The sequence below is a fragment of the Actinoplanes sp. NPDC051470 genome, from assembly GCF_040682035.1.
Classification (GTDB): domain Bacteria; phylum Actinomycetota; class Actinomycetes; order Mycobacteriales; family Micromonosporaceae; genus Actinoplanes.
Map to the genome: position 1 here is coordinate 736,718 of NZ_JBFBAA010000001.1, position 16,518 is coordinate 753,235.

General features: G+C 71.1%; 17 protein-coding genes. 10 read left to right on the top strand and 7 right to left on the bottom strand.

Features of this window, described 5'->3' with window-relative positions; all coding sequences use genetic code 11:
• Positions 1-50 precede the first annotated feature (50 nt).
• Genes AB0M54_RS03600 through AB0M54_RS03610 form a run of 3 tightly spaced genes read right to left on the bottom strand, consistent with a single transcriptional unit; the run spans position 51 to position 3,774 of the window.
• Entirely contained in the window at positions 51-2,135 is a 2,085-nt protein-coding gene (locus AB0M54_RS03600) for a flagellar hook-length control protein FliK (RefSeq protein ID WP_364468895.1), read from the bottom strand.
• Between the two features lie 17 nt (positions 2,136-2,152).
• The gene (locus tag AB0M54_RS03605) at positions 2,153-3,130 is read right to left on the bottom strand and encodes a transglycosylase SLT domain-containing protein (protein ID WP_364468897.1); all 978 of its coding nucleotides are present in this window, start codon (positions 3,128-3,130) and stop codon (positions 2,153-2,155) included.
• On the bottom strand, positions 3,127-3,774 hold the full coding sequence (locus tag AB0M54_RS03610) for a hypothetical protein (RefSeq protein ID WP_364468899.1): 648 nt from the start codon (positions 3,772-3,774) through the stop codon (positions 3,127-3,129). Before AB0M54_RS03610 ends, AB0M54_RS03605 begins: the two co-directional genes overlap by 4 nt.
• A gap of 179 nt (positions 3,775-3,953) precedes the next feature.
• On the opposite strand from AB0M54_RS03610, the gene AB0M54_RS03615 reads away from it, so the two are divergent.
• Positions 3,954-4,616, top strand: coding sequence for an MBL fold metallo-hydrolase (locus AB0M54_RS03615; RefSeq protein ID WP_364313556.1), 663 nt, complete (start codon positions 3,954-3,956; stop codon positions 4,614-4,616).
• Positions 4,617-4,627: 11 nt separating this feature from the next.
• Here the strand turns inward: AB0M54_RS03615 and AB0M54_RS03620 are convergent, their stop codons facing one another.
• The 4 genes from AB0M54_RS03620 to AB0M54_RS03635 all read right to left on the bottom strand — a co-directional run bounded on the left by AB0M54_RS03620 (position 4,628) and on the right by AB0M54_RS03635 (position 9,638).
• The gene (locus AB0M54_RS03620) at positions 4,628-4,867 is read right to left on the bottom strand and encodes a hypothetical protein (protein WP_364313554.1); all 240 of its coding nucleotides are present in this window, start codon (positions 4,865-4,867) and stop codon (positions 4,628-4,630) included.
• Entirely contained in the window at positions 4,864-6,453 is a 1,590-nt protein-coding gene (locus tag AB0M54_RS03625) for a hypothetical protein (RefSeq protein ID WP_364468901.1), read from the bottom strand. The genes AB0M54_RS03620 and AB0M54_RS03625 overlap by 4 nt, the downstream gene beginning before the upstream one ends.
• Positions 6,443-8,488 (bottom strand): flagellar biosynthesis protein FlhA, encoded by a 2,046-nt coding sequence (locus tag AB0M54_RS03630; RefSeq protein ID WP_364313548.1) that lies wholly within the window; start codon positions 8,486-8,488, stop codon positions 6,443-6,445. The genes AB0M54_RS03625 and AB0M54_RS03630 overlap by 11 nt, the downstream gene beginning before the upstream one ends.
• Positions 8,489-8,549: 61 nt before the next feature.
• The gene (locus tag AB0M54_RS03635) at positions 8,550-9,638 is read right to left on the bottom strand and encodes an EscU/YscU/HrcU family type III secretion system export apparatus switch protein (RefSeq protein WP_364313546.1); all 1,089 of its coding nucleotides are present in this window, start codon (positions 9,636-9,638) and stop codon (positions 8,550-8,552) included.
• A 104-nt stretch (positions 9,639-9,742) separates the two neighbouring features.
• Here AB0M54_RS03635 and AB0M54_RS03640 point away from each other — a divergent pair, with 104 nt between their 5' ends.
• The 9 genes from AB0M54_RS03640 to AB0M54_RS03680 all read left to right on the top strand — a co-directional run bounded on the left by AB0M54_RS03640 (position 9,743) and on the right by AB0M54_RS03680 (position 16,500).
• Complete coding sequence (locus AB0M54_RS03640) at positions 9,743-10,219, top strand: flagellar hook capping FlgD N-terminal domain-containing protein (protein ID WP_364313543.1); 477 nt, start codon at positions 9,743-9,745, stop codon at positions 10,217-10,219.
• A 3-nt stretch (positions 10,220-10,222) separates the two neighbouring features.
• On the top strand, positions 10,223-11,416 hold the full coding sequence (locus AB0M54_RS03645; RefSeq protein WP_364313540.1) for a flagellar hook protein FlgE: 1,194 nt from the start codon (positions 10,223-10,225) through the stop codon (positions 11,414-11,416).
• A gap of 193 nt (positions 11,417-11,609) precedes the next feature.
• Positions 11,610-11,894 (top strand): flagellar FlbD family protein, encoded by a 285-nt coding sequence (locus AB0M54_RS03650; protein ID WP_364468903.1) that lies wholly within the window; start codon positions 11,610-11,612, stop codon positions 11,892-11,894.
• Positions 11,894-12,685, top strand: a complete 792-nt coding sequence (locus AB0M54_RS03655; protein WP_364468905.1) for a flagellar motor protein — start codon at positions 11,894-11,896, stop codon at positions 12,683-12,685. The genes AB0M54_RS03650 and AB0M54_RS03655 overlap by 1 nt, the downstream gene beginning before the upstream one ends.
• Before the next feature lie 75 nt (positions 12,686-12,760).
• Positions 12,761-13,753 carry a flagellar motor protein MotB gene (locus AB0M54_RS03660; RefSeq protein ID WP_364468907.1) on the top strand — a complete coding sequence of 331 codons (993 nt, stop codon included), beginning with the start codon at positions 12,761-12,763 and terminating at the stop codon, positions 13,751-13,753.
• Positions 13,754-13,773: 20 nt separating this feature from the next.
• Positions 13,774-14,238, top strand: a complete 465-nt coding sequence (locus AB0M54_RS03665) for a flagellar basal body-associated FliL family protein (RefSeq protein ID WP_364468909.1) — start codon at positions 13,774-13,776, stop codon at positions 14,236-14,238.
• Between the two features lie 156 nt (positions 14,239-14,394).
• Positions 14,395-15,342: a flagellar motor switch protein FliM gene (locus AB0M54_RS03670; protein ID WP_364313529.1), complete on the top strand. Its 948-nt coding sequence runs from the start codon at positions 14,395-14,397 to the stop codon at positions 15,340-15,342.
• Entirely contained in the window at positions 15,339-16,091 is a 753-nt protein-coding gene (gene fliN, locus AB0M54_RS03675) for a flagellar motor switch protein FliN (RefSeq protein ID WP_364313526.1), read from the top strand. The genes AB0M54_RS03670 and fliN overlap by 4 nt, the downstream gene beginning before the upstream one ends.
• A gap of 4 nt (positions 16,092-16,095) precedes the next feature.
• Positions 16,096-16,500, top strand: a complete 405-nt coding sequence (locus AB0M54_RS03680) for a flagellar biosynthetic protein FliO (protein ID WP_364313524.1) — start codon at positions 16,096-16,098, stop codon at positions 16,498-16,500.
• Positions 16,501-16,518: the final 18 nt, after the last annotated feature.

Here is a 16,518-nt window from a genome sequence, read left to right on the forward strand (position 1 = left end):
TTGGTGGCGGTATCGACGGGGTGCATATAGGTGCGCAGAGCAAAGGGGCGTCAGGCTTGGATGTCGAGTCGGCCGTCGTCGGGGGCCGGGCGCGTCGGCGTGGGGGCGGGCGCGTCGGCCGGAGCGGGCGCTGACGCCCCGCCGCCGGAGCCACCGCCGCCGGGGCGGCCCTGGTCCATGAAGGCGAACTGCTGGCGCGCCTGATCCTGCTGGTTCGGGCCCTGGCGCAGGTCGAGGTTGGTGTTGCCGAAGCCGGACTGCTCCAGTTCGCGGCGCAGGTCGTCCATGGCGTTGCGCAGGGCGTCGTTGCCGGCGTCGGTCGAGCCGGAGAGCTGGACGTTGATCTGGCCGTTGCGGATCTCGGCCACGACCTGGACCGGGCCCAGATCGGCGGGGTGCAGGTTGACGGTCAGGCGGTGGATGCCGTCGGCCTCCAGGCGCAGCGGGGCGATGCGCATCGCCACCTGGGTGGCGGGGCTGCCGGGGACGGGGACGTGGGGTGGTGGGGCGGCGGGGGCGGTTGGGACGGTGGGGGCCGCGGGCGCGGTGGGTGCGGTTGGTGCGGCTGCGGTGATTCCGGGTACGCCGGCCGTCGTGTCCGCCTGGGCGGCCAGGTCGGCCTGGAAACTGGCGGGTGTGGGCGTGGCGCTGGGGATGCCTTCGGTGGGGGACGCGGCGGACGGGTCGGTCAGCGCGGCGGCGGCCACTGCGGCGCCGGCCTGGGGACTGACGCCCTGGGCGGCCTGCGGTGAGGTGGTCTGTGCGGCGGCAGCGGTGGACTCGGCGGTGACGGGCGGTGTGGCCCCTGCGGCTGAGGGCGCGGAGGGTGCGGAGGCTGATGCGGTGGGGGGCTGGGCGGCAGGTGCCTCTGCGGCGGCGGACCCGGTGGCCGACGGTGGTGTGGTGGGGGCCTGGGTGGATGCGCCTTGCGGGGCTGGGGTTGCGGCGAGGTCGGGGGCGCGGGCGGCGTCGGCGGTGACCGGGGTGAGGCCCGCGATGGACGCGCCGGCGGGTGTGCGGCCGGCGACGGGCTGGGCGGCGGGTGTGAGGCCGGCGGTGGGCTGACCGGTCGGGGTCGCGCCGTCGGTGGACGGGGCCGTCGGTGCGGTGGTGCCAGGTGCGCCCGGCCCGGCTGGAGCGATCGGTCCGCCCTGGACGGGGGTGTCCGGCATCGGGGTGGTCGCTCTCGGCGCGCCGTCGGCGGTGGGCTGATCGGTGGGCAGGGCGGAGACTCCCGCGGTGGCCGGCGCGGCGCCGGGGGCGGCCGGGCCGGACGCCTCGACGCCTTCCACGGCGGCGCCCGCTGGGGTCGCGACGGAGGCGGCGGGGGCCGCGGTGGCTTGAGCCTGGGTCGCGGCCTGGGCGACCTGGGCGGCCTGGGAAGCCTCGGCGGCCTCGGTGCTTGCCGGCTCGGTCGCGGACGGTGAGCTGGAAGGTGAGGCGGGGTGGGAGCGGTCGGCTGTGGTTCGCTGGGCCGCGGCCCGGGCCTGTGAACGTTCGGCGGCGGCCTGCCGGGCCTCGGACTGGCCGGTCGCCCGATCGGCGCCGGTCCGGTCGTGGTGCGGCGGCGCCGCCCGGTGCTCCTGGGCCGACGCCCGGTCGGCGGCGCGATCGGCTGCGGCGGCACGGCCGGCGAGGGCCCGATCGGCGGCTACCCCACGGTCGGCGGCCCGGTTCGCCGCGGCGCGGCCGGACGCGCGGTCGGTCGCGGCGCGGTCGGTCGCGGCGCGGTCGGCCAGGGAGCGGCTGGTGGTGGCCCGCTCGGCCGCGGCGCGGTCCGCGGCGGCACGGTTGGTCGCGGCGCGGTCCGCGACAGCGCGGTCGGCGGCGGCACGATCGGCTACCGCGCGGTCCGCGGCCGAACGGTCGGCGGTGCGGCCGGGGGCGGTGCGGGTGGTGGTGTTGCGGTCGCGGGCGGCCTGGAGCTGGGCGTTGGTGTACTGGGCGGCCTGGTTGCGGGCGAAACGGTCCTGGGTCTGGCGGTTGCGTTCGGTGTCGGGGCGGGAGAGTTCGGCCGACAGGGCCGTGCCGAACTCCTCGCCGCCGCTCTCGCTGGTGCGGGCGGACGCGCCTCGGCGGGTGACATCGGCGGCCGGACGGCGGTCCGGACCGGTGACGGAGCCCGGCGTACTCATAAGGTTCTCCTCGGAAATCAGCCGCCCAGGGCGGCGAGCGCCTTCTGCACCTTCGGCACGTAGGCCTGGGTCTCGGCGAACGGCGGGATGCCGCCGTACTTGTGCACCGCCCCGCCGCCCGCGTTGTAGGCCGCGAGCGCCAGCGGCAGCGACCTGAACTCCTTCAGGTTGCGGGACAGCAGCTTGGCCGCGCCGTTGATCGCCTGTTCCGGGTCGAACGAGTTGTGTACGCCCAGACCCTTGGCCGTGCCGGGCATCAGCTGCATGAGGCCCTGCGCCCCGGCCGGACTGACCGCCTTCGGGTTGTAGCCCGACTCCACCTTGGCCACGGCGGCGAGCAGCTTCGGCGAGACGCCGTACTTGGCGCCGGCCTTGGCGAACAGATCGCCGTACGGGACACCGGACAGCTGGCCGGAGCTCTGCAGGCTGGCCGGGCGGACCGTGGCGGCGGCGTTCAGCCCGGTGGCCCCGGCGGCGGCCTCGGTGCCGACCACCCGGCGGATGTGCGTCGGGGTCTCGTACACCGACTGGATCTTGACGTGGTCGCCGGGTTTGGGGGCGGCGATCATCTTGTTGCCGCCCAGGTAGATGGCCACGTGGTCGACCGGCGAGTCGAAGGCCAGGATGTCGCCCGGCTTGGCCTCCTCGAGGCTCTTCACCTCGGTGCCCGACTTGGCCTGCTGCCACGAGTTCCGGGGCAGTTCGATGCCGAGGTCCTGGTACGCCCGCTGCACCAGCCCCGAGCAGTCCAGCCCCTTGCTCGGGTCGGTGCTGCCGAACACGTACTTGGTGCCCAGGTACTTCTTGGCGGACGTGACGATCTGGTCGCCGGTGACCCCGCCCTTGGCGCCGCCCGACGAGGTGGCGTCGGCGAGCGCGCTCGCGAACCCGGTGCGGTTGGCGGCCGTGGTGGCGGTGTTCGCGGTCGGCGTCAGCCCGAGCTGCGACTGCAACTCGGAGATCCGGGAGAGGACTCCCGTGACACCCATCGTCATGTGGGCTCCGACGGCGAAGGCTCGGCCTTGCGCACCGCCTCGGCCAGGTCCCCCCGGCGGGCGGCGATCGCCTGGGCGGCGTCGGCGAGGTCGAGCGGCTGGGTGCGGGTGGCGTGCACGGCGAGCGCGGCGTCCCGGCTCACGGCCTCCCGGTCGGCGGCCGTGCCGGCCCCCGTACGCAACAGGTTGGCCCTTTCCTCGGACTGACCGTCCAGTCCGCGGGCGGCGTTGCGGGCCTTCATGGTGACCGCCAGCTCGTCGAGGTTGGCCTGGTCGACCTTGAGATCGTGGGAGCGGACCGTGTCGGCGTGCCGCTCGGCCATCATCTCCACCGCACGTCGGCGCTTGGCCGCGTCGGCGAGCTCGGCCACCCTCTCCCGGGTGACCTCCTCGGCGTCGGCGACCATCCGGTGGGCGTTGGTCAGGCTCTGCGCCAGCGACTGCCGGGCGACCATGGACGCGACCATGGCCCGCGCGGTCCCCTCGGTGGGCGCGTCGGCGCCGGTCAGGTCGAGTGCACGCCGCTTGGCCAGCTGCTGCGCCTCCCTGATCTCCTGACGGGACTGGATCACCGCGCCGCGGGCGGCGTCCTCCTGGGCCTTGCGCGCCCGTAGCACCGGCCCCAGCCGAAACAGTCGATTCACCCAATCCTCCTCGAGCCCTCATCTGCCGCATCGACCCGGAGCGCCGATCGCTGAGCGCCTGCACCCGACCTGCAACCGGCTTCGTCCCGGCCCGGGCGGTGGACCTGCTGCTCTCCGCCACGGGCGGCGCTGCCGCGCGGGAGCCGCGTCAACCTGCGCCGACGTGGGAGCATTCGCCCATGCGAGAGATCGTGGACGGGGTCTTCGAGATCAGCGTCGGCTATGTGCACGCCCACCTCGTGGTGGTCGACGACGGGGTGGTTCTGGTCGACACCGGGCTGCCCGGCCGGTCGGCCGAGTTCGGCAAGGCGCTGCGCGAGATGCGCCGGGCGATCGGCGACGTCACCGCGATCCTGCTCACCCACCGTCATCCCGATCATGTGGGCGGGCTGGCCGAGCTGCGCCGCCGGTCCGGCGCCCGGGTGATCGCCCACCGGCTGGACGCGCCGACGATCGAGGGCGCGCCGGCCCCGTCGCTGACCCCGCTCCAGCGGTTCAGTTCGAGGTTCATGAAGCCGGCCGAGGCCGCTCCGGTGGACGAGTTGCTCTCCGCCGACGGCGCGACCTCGGTGCCCGGCTTCACCGCTGTGCACACCCCGGGGCACACCGACGGCCACGTCGCCTACCTGCTCGACCGGGCCGGCGGGGTGCTCTTCGCGGGCGACGCGGCCGCGGGCGGGCGGACCGTGCGGCGCAGCCCGGGCGTGATGACCGAGGACCGGACGGTGGCCGACGAGAGCCTGCGCCGGCTGGCCGCCCTCGACTTCGAGGTGGTCGTCTTCGGCCACGGCCGCGCGGTCACCGACGGCGCCGCCGACCGCTTCCGCGCCCTGGTCGGCTGAGCAGGACGGGGTCAGGGCTGCTTCTCGCCCGGGTCCGGGGCGGGCGAAGGCGTGACCGGGGTGGCCGGCTCGTCGGTGCGGCCGTACCCGGAGGTGAGGAAGCGCAGCCCGGCCAGCAGCAGCGCCGCGATCGGCACCGCGATGAGGAAACGCACCAGCATCTCGGTGACGTCGATCTCGTCGAGGACGAAGCGGTACACCGCCGGTGCGCTCATCAGCAGCGCGAACAGCAGCACCGACCAGCGGATCATCGCGAGGATCGCACCTGCCGGCGCGGCGCGGCGACCTGGGGCGTCACGTCCGCGGCGATCCGGGCACAGAGCATCGCCGCCCAGGCGTGCGGGGTGGCTGGCTTGCCGTCCAGCGAATAGATCGGCAGGTCCAGCCCGAGCACGGTGGCCGGGTCGCTGGTCAGGTCGACGCTGTGCACCACCAGCGCCTCGACGTCGCCGAGGGCGCGCAGGTGGCGGGCGGTGTCAGCGGTCTTGCGGGTGGCGTCGACGACGGCCCACAGCGCGGTGGCGCCGATCGCGTCGCACATGTCGTTCACCCAGATCGGGTCCACCGAGCCGACCTTGGCGTCCATCACCACGACCCAGGCCGACGTGCCGTTCTGCAGCTTGTCCGCTCGGGCCGCCGCCTCCTTGGGGTTGCGCAGCACCCGCGAGGAGTGCAGCCCGGTGCCGGCCGACGAGGGGCCGGCCAGCAGCAGGTGGCTCTGGTCGATGTTGCCCTGGTCGAGCAGCTGCTTGGCGATCGGCACGGCGTAGGTCAGGTCGCCGGCCAGGACCAGGATCTCGCCGGCGCCGTCGGGCACGGCCGGTGCGGCGGGGCGGGAGGCCAGGGCGGTGAGCACCCCGGCGTACGTGTCGCCGCCGATGATCTGCGCGGCCATCGGCTCGGGCATGCCCACCGAGACCAGGTTCGCGACCACCGGATCGGTCATGGCCGGGCGCAACGCCACCTCCGTGCTCGGCGGCGGCGCCGCGGGGGTCGCCTCGGCCTCGACCTGGACCTCGGGCGAAGGCCCGGTTTCGGGCGTGGCCTCGAACGGGGTCGGCGGGGTCTTCGGCGGCGGCAGCGGCTGGGTCAGCCCGTAGGCCTCGGCCGCCGACCGGCCGGGACCGGGGGGTGGGGAAGGCGGGCGCGGGGCGGCCGGGCTCTGCGGTTGGGTCACCCCGAGGCCGCCCATCAGCTCGGCCAGGCTGGGTACGGGTGGCAGCGGCCGAAGTGGCGCGTTGACCGGCGCATCGCCGGCCGGGGCGGGCCGGAACGGCCGTACCATCGGGGTTTCCGGCTTGTCCTCCGCCTTGGGCCTCGGCGCCGGGCGACGGGGTGCGGTCGTGGCGATGTGACTGGCCGCGTCCAGTCCGGCCATGAGCTCGGCGAACGCGGCCGCGTTGTCGGAGAGATCGCGTTTGCCGGCCGCCTCGAGGTCGTCCATGCCCGCGTCCCGGCCGGCCTGACGTTCGACCGGCGGAGGCGTCGGGCGCGGCTTCAGCGGCGGCTCGTCCGGCACGATCCGGTCCTTGGCCTCGGCCCGTTCCAGCAGCTGTTCCAAAGTCTGCGCCGGTTCGTCGCGGGCGGGCGGGACGGTCTTCGCCGGCACGGTCCGCTGCGGCGCCGGCGCGGCCGCCGGTGTTCTGCGCTGGGGCATGGTCTTCCTGTCCTCGGTGGCGTCCGGCACCTCCACGGAGAGCTCATAGTGCTGCTTCGCGAAGAAGCCGCCGAAGCCACCACTACGGACCTTGTCGGCCGAGATGATCCGCACCCCGGAGCCGTACTCCTCGCGGACCTGAGCCAGCAACGGCTCGATGGCCGGTCCCTCAAGCAGCACCCGCGTAGGCACCGTTCACCACCCCCATCGTCTCGATCTGTGCGGTGGAACCTGAGATCTCCGTGTAGGAGAGCACTTGGATCCGGCGTGCGCCGGCCTTGAGCAGCCGCATCAGGGGCAGCCGCAGTTGCGGTGAGCAGGCCAGCACCGGGGTGACGCCGGACTGCTCGGCGACCTCGATCAGCCGGCCGGCCTCGCTGACGATGGCCTCGGCGCGCATCCCGTCGATGGCCATGAACACTCCGCTCTCGCTGGGCCGCAGCGACTCGAGCAGGCCCTGTTCGAGCAGCGGGTCGAGGGTGATCACGGTGAGCCGGCCGTGCTGGGCGTACTGGGCGGCGATCGCCGGGCCGAGCGCGCTGCGGGCCGCCTCGATCAGGCCGTCGTGCTCGGTGGACATCTTGGCCCGCAACGACAGCGCCTCGAAGATCCGCACCAGGTCCCGGATCGGCACGCCCTCGTCGAGCATGCCCTGCAGCACCTTCTGCACCTGGCCGAGGCTGAGCTGGGCCGGGGTGAGCTCCTCGACCACCACCGGGTGGGTGCGCTTGACCATCTCGGTGAGCTGGCGGACGTCCTCACGCCCGAGCAGCCGGCTGGCGTTGGTGCGGACCACCTCGGCCAGGTGCGTGATGATCACCGACGCCCGGTCGACCACCGTCGCGCCGGACAGCTCGGCCTGGTAGTGCAGTTCGGCCGGCACCCACTTGCCGGCCAGCCCGAAGACCGGTTCGACGCCGGCCCGGCCGGGCAGCGCCTGCAGACCGTCGCCGATGGCCAGCACGGTTCCCGGTGGCGCCTGCCCGGTCCCGGCGTCGACGCCACTGATCCGGATCGCGTAGGAGGAGAGCGGAAGATCCAGGTCGTCCCGGGTACGCACGGGAGGCATCACCACGCCCAGCTCCAGGGCCATCTTGCGGCGCAGCGCGCGTACCCGGTCGAGAAGGTCTCCGCCGTTGGTGTCGACCAGGTCGACCAGGTCGGGTGAGAGCGCCAGCTCGAGCGGGTCCACCCGCATCTCGCCCATCAGCTGCTCGGGCGAGTCCGGCGCCGGACGCTCGCCCTCCTCGGCCCCGACCGGCGTCTCCGGTTCGGGCTCCGGGTCCTTGATGCGCTGGGCGATGACCAGGGTGAGCACGCCGATGATCAGGAACGGGACCTTCGGCAGGCCCGGGATGACACACAGCCCGAGCGCCGCGCCACCGGCGATGCGCAGCGCCAGCTTGTTCTGGCTGAGCTGCTTGGTGACGCTGGTGCCCATGTCGCCGCTGGTGGCCGAGCGGGTGGTGATCAGACCGGTCGACACGGAGAGCAGCAGCGCCGGGATCTGCGAGACCAGGCCGTCGCCGACGGTCAGCAGGCTGTACTGGTTCATCGCGTCGGTCGGCGACATGCCCTGCTGGAGGATGCCCACGGCGAAGCCGCCGACCAGGTTGATGACGGTGATGATGATGGCCGCGATGGCGTCGCCCTTGACGAACTTGGAGCCACCGTCCATGGCGCCGTAGAAGTCGGCCTCGGCGGTCACGTCGGCGCGACGCCGCTTGGCCTCGGACTCTTCGATCAGGCCGGCGTTCAGGTCGGCGTCGATGGCCATCTGCTTGCCGGGCATGGCGTCCAGGGTGAAGCGGGCGCCGACCTCGGCCACCCGCTCGGCACCCTTGGTGACCACGACCATCTGCACGATGATCAGGATCAGGAAGATCACCAGGCCGATGACCAGGGAGCCGCCGACCACGAAGTCGCCGAACGCGTGGATCACCTTGCCGGCGTCGCCGTCGCGCAGCACCAGCCGGGTCGCGCTGATGTTCAGGGCCAGCCGGAACAGGGTCATGACCAGCAGCAGCGCCGGGAAGACCGAGAAGTCCAGCGGCCGTTGCACGAACATCGAGACCAGCAGCACCAGCAGGGCGACGGTGATGTTCAGCGCGATGAACAGGTCGAGGAGGAAGGTCGGCAGCGGCACGACCATCATGACGATGATGCCGATGACCCCGATGGGCACGGCGAGCCTGCTGAGGTTCTTCTTTTCCACGGCCTCCTCCCCTCACCCCGAATGGTCTCTCGAAACCAGGCGTGATGTGCGGAAACTTCGCTTATGCCGGTACTGGTGTGGGGTTCGGGTTGCGATGCAAGCCGGCTGCCGACCCGCGTTTCTTCAGGCTCATCACGAACGCGAGCACCTTGGCCACCGCGCCGAAGAAGTCGGCCGGGATCTCCATGCCGACGTCGACCGCCGACTCGAGCGCCCGGGCCAGGGCGACGTCCTGGACCATCGGGATCCGGTGCTCGGCGGCCAGATCCCGGATCTTGCCGGCGATCGGCCCGGTGCCCTTGGCGATCACCCGGGGCGCGCCCTTCTCGGGCTCGTAGCGCAGGGCCACCGCCACGTGGGTCGGGTTGACCAGGATCACGTCCGCGGTCGGCACGTCGGCCATCTGCCGGTTCCGGGCCATCGCCATCTGCCGCTGGCGGATCGCGGCCTTCACGTGCGGATCGCCGTCGGTGTTCTTGTTCTCCTGCTTGACCTCTTCCTTGGTCATCCGGAGCTGCTTGTTGGTCCGCCGCCGCACCACGAAGTAGTCGGCCGCGGCCATCACGATGCCGGCCACCGACGCCGACCGGATCAGCGTCAGCACCGCCTGGTTGATCACGCCGAGCAGGGAACCGAGCTGGAGCCGGCCGGCGGTCATCAGCAGCGGCACGATGTTCTTCATCGTCAGGTACAGCACGGCGGCCAGCACCCCGGTCTTGACCAGCGCCTTGGTGCCCTCCCAGAGCGACTGCGGCCCGAACATCTTCTTGATGCCGGGCAGCGGGTTCAACCGGTTGAACTTCGGGATGAAGAGCTTGGTGGCGACCCGGATGCCGCCCTGCGCCCCGGCCGAGGCGATGCCCACCGCCATCATGGTCAGCGCCAGCGGCAGTACCGCCCAGCCGGCGCTCATCAGGCCGTCCTTCATGATGCCGAGGGCGACGGCCGGATCCGGGTCCTGGATCACGTCGGGGATCCTGGCCATCAGCTCACGGGCGTGGTCCATCGCCGAGCCGAGCGTCCGGGGGAGCATGATGCTCGCCGCCAGCATGCCGAACCAGGCGCCCACGTCCTGGCTGCGCCCGATCTGGCCCTCCTGCTTGGCCTTCTTGAGTTTTTGCGCGGTGGGTTGTTCGGTCTTCTCGCTCACGGCCCACTCTCACCTCCCTCACCTCCGGTGATCCTCGCCTAAGCGGATCGCGCGGGCGGCCGAAAACCAGTGAGTAGGGGCCGTCAACGTCCAGGGGAGAGACCATGACCTCACCAATCGGTGGGAACGTCAGCCGGGATTACGACGCCGCGGGCCTTCAGTCCACGTCGCTGTACACCAACAAGACGAACACGGACGCCGGCGGCGCCAAGAAGCTCGGCGACCAGGACACCTTCCTCAAGCTCCTGGTGGCCCAGCTGAAGTACCAGGATCCGAGCAACCCGGCCGACTCGACCCAGTTCCTCGCGCAGACGGCCCAGTTCACCCAGGTGGAGAAGCTCGGCGAGATCGCCGACATGCTCTCCGCCCAGCAGCTGATCGGCGCGAGCTCGCTGGTCGGCCGCACGGTCACGTACAAGGACGCCGACGGCATGGACCACACCGGCGTCGTGACGAAGACCAAGCTCAACGGCGACAGCGGCCCGACCCTCACGGTCGGGAACATGGATGTGGAGCTGTCGAAGGTCACGGAAGTCCAGGAAACCTCCGACCCTGCCACCTCCACCACGAAGGAAGCCTGACCTATGCTGCGTTCCCTCTTCTCCGGCATCAGCGGACTCCGCGCGCACCAGCAGATGATGGACGTCACCGGCAACAACATCGCCAACGTCAACACCACCGGCTACAAGTCGAGCCAGACCGTCTTCCAGGACACGCTGTCGCAGATGGTCAACGCGGCCGGCGCGCCGCAGAACCAGTCCGGCGGCACCAACCCGGCGCAGGTCGGCCTGGGCGTACGGCTGGCCAGCATCAACGCCAACTTCGGCCAGGGCGCCGCGCAGACCACCGGCAAGTCGTCGGACATGATGATCCAGGGCGACGGCTTCTTCGTGGTGAAGAGCGGCGGCGAGTCGCTCTACACCCGGGCCGGCTCCTTCACCTTCGACGCCAACGGCTCGCTGACCAACCCGAACGGCCAGATCGTGCAGGGCTGGAGTGCCGACGGCGACGGCGAGGTCAACACCTCCGGCGCACCGGGCAACATCAAGCTGCCGATCGGCATCAGCCTGAAGCCCGAGGTCACCGAGAACATCACGCTCACCGGCAACTTCTCCAACGAGGCGGTGCTCGGCACCAAGAAGGAGATCCCGGTCAAGGTGTACGACGCCGCGGGCGCCGCGAACACCCTGGTCGTCGCCTTCGAGAAGACCGCCGACACCGAGTGGACGATGTCGCTGCCGGACGGCTCCACCAAGGCCATCACGTTCACCGACGGCAAGCCGGTCGGCGACCCGGACCCGGACACCGGCCTGGACAGCGGGAAGGTCGCGGTCGGCGACTTCACTTTCGACATCCACGACCTCACGCAGTACAGCGGCAACACCGAGGCCCGGGTGAGCAACTCGGACGGGTCCGGGGCGGGTGTGCTGAGCTCGTACACGGTGTCGAACATCGGCCAGATCGTCGGCGTCTTCTCCAACGGCCTGAAGCAGACGCTGGGCCAGGTGGCCCTGGCCAACTTCAACAACGTCAACGGCCTGGAGAAGATCGGCGACTCGATGTTCCGCAGCACGGTCAACTCCGGCCTGGCCCAGGTGGGCGCGGCCGGCTCGGCCGGGCTGGGCCTGATCACCAGCGGCGCGCTGGAGATGTCGAACGTCGACCTGGCCCAGGAGTTCACCAACCTGGTCATCGCCCAGCGCGGCTTCCAGGCCAACAGCCGGATCATCACCACCAGCGACGAGATCCTGCAGGAACTGGTCAACCTCAAGCGCTAACAGCACCAGGGTACGAGCCGGCCGAGGCCGGGGCGGGCGTAGGTGGCCGCCCCGGCTTCTGTTTGTTCAAGCACACGGCGCAGGTCGCACCCCAACGGCGACCATTGCGCGCTCATCGGCAACCGAGCCTGGGCCGATGGACAAGTTGACGGGCTACGGATGGCCCACCCAGCCGATACCTGACTGACCAAGGATGGACGTCTTGATCCTCGTAACCCGCATCAACGGAGCCGTGTTCGCACTCAACCCGGACCTGGTCGAGCGTGCCGACTGCACGCCCGACACGGTGATCACGCTGGTCGACGGCACCAAGTACGTCATCTCGGAATCCGTGCCCGAGTTCATCGACTCGGTGCGCCACTACCGCGCCTCGCTGATCGCCCAGGCGAGCCGCCTCGAGACTGAGCCCGCCACCGCGGTCTCCGACAACGTCGAGCAGGACGCCGTCGTGCTCCCGCTGCACCGGAAGGACCGCTGATGGACCTCGCAAGCATCATCGGCATCGTCGTTGCCGTCGTCATCGTGTTCGCCGTCCAGATCCTGGAGGGTGGCAACCCGGCCTCGATCATCCTGATCCCGTCGATGCTCCTGGTCTTCGGTGGCGCGTTCATGGCCGCCATGGCCGGCGGCGTGATGAAGGACGCGATCGGCATCGGCAAGCTGTTCCAGAAGGCGCTGCTGGCCAAGGTCGCGCCGCCGACCAAGCTGGTCGACGAGGTCGTCAAGCTGGCCGAGCGGGCCCGCCGCGAAGGCCTGCTGGCCCTCGAGGACGCGGTCAAGACCGTCGAGCACCCGTTCCTCAAGCGCGGCCTGCAGCTGGCCATCGACGGCACCGACCCGGAGGAGCTGCACGACATCCTCCACGCGGAGATCGGCGCCAAGAAGAAGGCCGACAAGGCCGGCAAGAAGATCTTCGAGAACATGGGCGGGTACGCGCCGACCGTCGGCATCATCGGCACGGTCATGGGCCTGGTCCACGTGCTCGAGAACCTGGACAAGCCGGAGTCGCTCGGCCACTCGATCGCCGCGGCGTTCGTCGCCACCCTGTGGGGCGTGCTCTCGGCCAACCTGATCTTCCTGCCGATGGCCGCCCGCCTGGACCGTCTGACCGGCATCGAGGTCGACGAGATGGAGCTGGTGATCGACGGCGTGCTCGCCATCCAGGCCGGCTCCAACCCACGCCTGGTCGCCCAGAAGCTCCGTTCCCTGTTGCCGCCGGACGCCGCCGCTGCCGCGGAGGCCGCCGCATCGAACAAGAAGGCTGCGTGATCTGCGCCCGAGCGCGGCGAGGCCGGCAAGCACAGTTGAGTCGCTCCTGGCGACCGGAGCGAAGCGGAGGTTGACATGAGTAGCGGCGGGGGCAGGAAGAAGAAGGGCGGTCACGAGGAGCACGAGGAGCACGTCAACCACGAGCGCTGGCTCGTGTCGTACGCCGACATGCTCACGCTGCTGTTCGTCCTGTTCGTGGTGCTGTTCTCGATGAGCAGCGTCGACCAGAAGAAGTTCGCCGAGCTGGCGTCCGGCCTCTCCGAGGGGTTCGGCGCCCAGAGCGCGGCGTTCAGCGGCTCGGCCGCGACGCTCGACGGCTCCGGCAACTCCACCTCGGTGGTGCCGATCGACCCGGGCGCCAACCCCGGTGACGGCGGCTCCGGCACGGCCAACATGTCCCAGAAGGACAAGCAGGCCGTCGAGGCGGCGCTGCGGGCCGAGGCCCGGTCCAAGGCGTCCAAGGACGCCGAGGCGGCCACCAAGGAGGCGAAGAACCTCAAGCAGGTCGAGGAGAAGGTGACCGACGCCCTGGTCAAGGCGAAGCTGCGCGACCAGGTCAAGTTCACCATCAACGAGCGCGGGCTGGTGATCACCGTCATCACCAACGACGTGGTGTTCAACGGCAACCGCGCCGACCTGCAGGCCGGTGGCGAGAAGATCCTGGACGCGGTGGCGCCGGCCCTGGCCAAGCTGCCCAACAACATCGAGGTCGACGGGCACACCAACCAGCTCAAGGCCACGACGACGTACTACCCGAGCGGCTGGGAGCTCTCCGCGGCCCGCGCCTCGACGGTGGTGCGCTTCCTGACCGGGCACGGCCTGTCCAAGGACCGGATGAGCGCGGTCGGTTTCTCCGACACCAAGCCGCTGATCAACCCGAAGGACCCGAGGTCGGTGACGATGAACCGTCGTGTCGACATCGTCGTCCTCACCCGGCTCACCGCGGAGCAGGCGGCGCTGCTGCCGGCCGCCGCGGGCAACGACAGCAAGCTGCACGCCGGCGCTACGACCGCCGAGGCGGCTGCCGAACAGACCACCGGAACCACGACCAGCACCACCCACGACTGAGCGAGACAGGGGGACACGAAATGGCTGAGCAGAAGACCGAAGCGGCCGAGGCGCCGAAGAAGTCCAAGAAGATGCTGATGATCATCGTCATCGCCCTGGTCGTCCTGGGCGGCGGTGGGGCGGGCGCGTTCTTCATGCTGAAGGGCGACAAGGCCGAGGCCAAGCCGGAGGCGCCGGTGAAGGGCGCCGTGGTGACCATGGAGAACGCGATCACGATCAACCTGGCCGACGCCCACTACCTCAAGCTGGCCTTCACGCTCCAGCTCACCGAGGAGGCCGGCGAGGAGGCCCCGGACATCGCCGAGGCGATCGACCTGGCGATCGACCAGTACACCGGCATGAAGGTCGGCGAGCTGGAGACCGAGAAGGGCCGCGACACGGCCAAGGCGGAGCTGCTGGAGAAAGTCGAGAAGGCGTACCTGAAGGAGGGCGAGACGGAGTCGCCGGTCATGGACATCTACTTCACCCAGTTCGTGACGCAGTAACGCGAAACGCTCAGATGGGCAGGCCGGTCACCACCGGACCTGCCCACTGCCGTGTTCCCGATTCGCCACCTGTTCGACGCCTCGCAAGCGAATCTGGAACACGGCATCTTGCGCATACCGGCACGGGTCCGGGTGAAATGGCGCGATTATGGCCATGTGACCTCCACCGCCGCGCGCCCACCGGGCAAGATGTCGCGCCGTGGCAGCGGGCCGACCCTGTACGACTTCCGCCGGCCGATCAAGCTGTCCCGCGAGCACGTGCGCTCGCTGCAGATCTGCTTCGAGACCTACGCCCGGAGCTGCGGCAACCTGCTCACCACCCGGCTGCGCGTGGTCAGCAGCGTCACCCTCGCCTCGATCGAGCAGCTGAACTACGACGAGTACGTGTCGTCGCTGTTCAACCCGACCGTGATCGCGATGGTCACGATCGACCCGCTGCCCGGCACGGTGCTGATGGAAATGGCCTCGTCGGCGGCGATGACCGCGATCGACCACATGCTCGGCGGCCCGGGCGGCGCCCAGCCGGAACGCCCGCTCACCGAGGTCGAGATGCCGCTGCTGCGCGGCCTGCTGGAACGGATGCTGGGCGAGCTGCGGTACGGGTTCGAGACCCTGGTCGACATCTCCCCCAAGCTGCGCGAGATCGAGTACAACGCCCAGTTCCTGCGGGCCCATCAGCCCAGTGACGCGGTGGTCGTCGCGTCCTTCGAAGTGAAGATCGGGACCGAGGAGTGTGTGGCCAGCATCTGCCTGCCGTACAACACGATCCTCCCGGTGCTGGAGAAGCAGGAGCACATCGAGCTGACCGCGGCCGAGCGGATGGTCCGGGACTCCTCGCAGCGCAACCTTACGGCCGGCCTCTCCTCGGCGCCGATCGACGTAGCCGTCCGATTTCAGCCCATCCGGATGCGTACGGATGACATCGTGGATCTGCGGCCCGGCGACGTCGTGCCGCTCGGCCACCCGACCAGCCTGCCGCTCGACGTCACCGTCAACGAGACGGTCTTCGCGCACGCGGTCCCCGGCAACCAGGGCGCCCGGCTCGCGTGCCTGATCGTGCCGACGCCCCATGAGGCCCCGTCGAAGGAGGTTGGCCGTCGATGACCGCGCCGACGATCACCGCACCGCAGCTCGTGCTGGCCCGGACCGCCGCCGAGGCCGCGCTGGCGGTGCTGCCGACCAGCCGCGAGCTGATGCCCGGCAAACCGGTGGCCGCGGCCGCCGACCTGCTCACCGACGGCCAGGCGATCACCGCGAAGTTCAGCGGCGCCGCCTCGGGCGAGGTGGTCGTGGTGGTGGGCCAGGACCTCGCCGACGCGCTCAAGGAGAGCCCCCTGGGTGAGCTGGACCTGACCGCGGCGGTACGCCCGGCGCTGGAGGCGGCCGCCCGCGCCTTCGGGCCCACCGTGCTCGACCCCGGCCAGCTGATGGAGCCCGGCGTGGCGCTCAGCGCGATCGCCGCCAAGCCGGACGCCGTGGCCGTGCCGCTGCTGGACGGCGGTCAGATCCGGGCCGTGGTGGCGCTCGCGCTCAGCCCCTGGCCGGCCGACGGCGAGGCCGGCGGCGGGATGGCGTCCCGGTCGCCCGGGGCGGCCGCGATCCGGGGCGGCCTGGACATGCTGCACGACGTCGAGATGGAGGTCTCGGCCGAACTGGGCCGGACCCGGATGAGCGTGCGCGAGCTGCTGTCGCTGTCCCCCGGCGCGATCGTCGAGCTCGACCGGGCCGCCGGCAGCCCGGCCGACCTGCTGGTCAACGGCCGGCTGATCGCGCGCGGCGAGGTGGTCGTGGTGGACGAGAACTTCGGCATCCGGATCACCGAGATCGTCGCGCCGGGCAGCGAACGGGAGTGACCCCTTGTTCGAACTCGTCCTGCGGATCGGCTTCTCGCTCCTGGTCGTCTTCGGCCTGATGTGGGGCCTGGCCAAAGTGGCCCGGCGCGGAGTGACTGGCAGCCGTGGGACGGGGACGCTGTCGGTGCTCAACCGGCAGCAACTCACCCGGGGCGCGGCGGTGACCGTGGTCCAGGTGGCCGACCGGGCGCTCATCCTGGGCGTCACCGACCAGCAGGTCAACCTGCTGGGCGAGACCGAGCTGGCGGTGTTCCAGAAGCAGGCGGCGCACCCGCACGAGCATCGGGACGCGGTGGCCCTGCCCAGCGAGACGTTCGTCCAGCCGGGGCGGCTGGACGGCTCGGTGCTGTCCCCGCGGACCTGGCGCTCGACGATGGACTTCCTCCGCGACCGGACCACGAGGCGCTGACATGCGGCGTACCCTCTG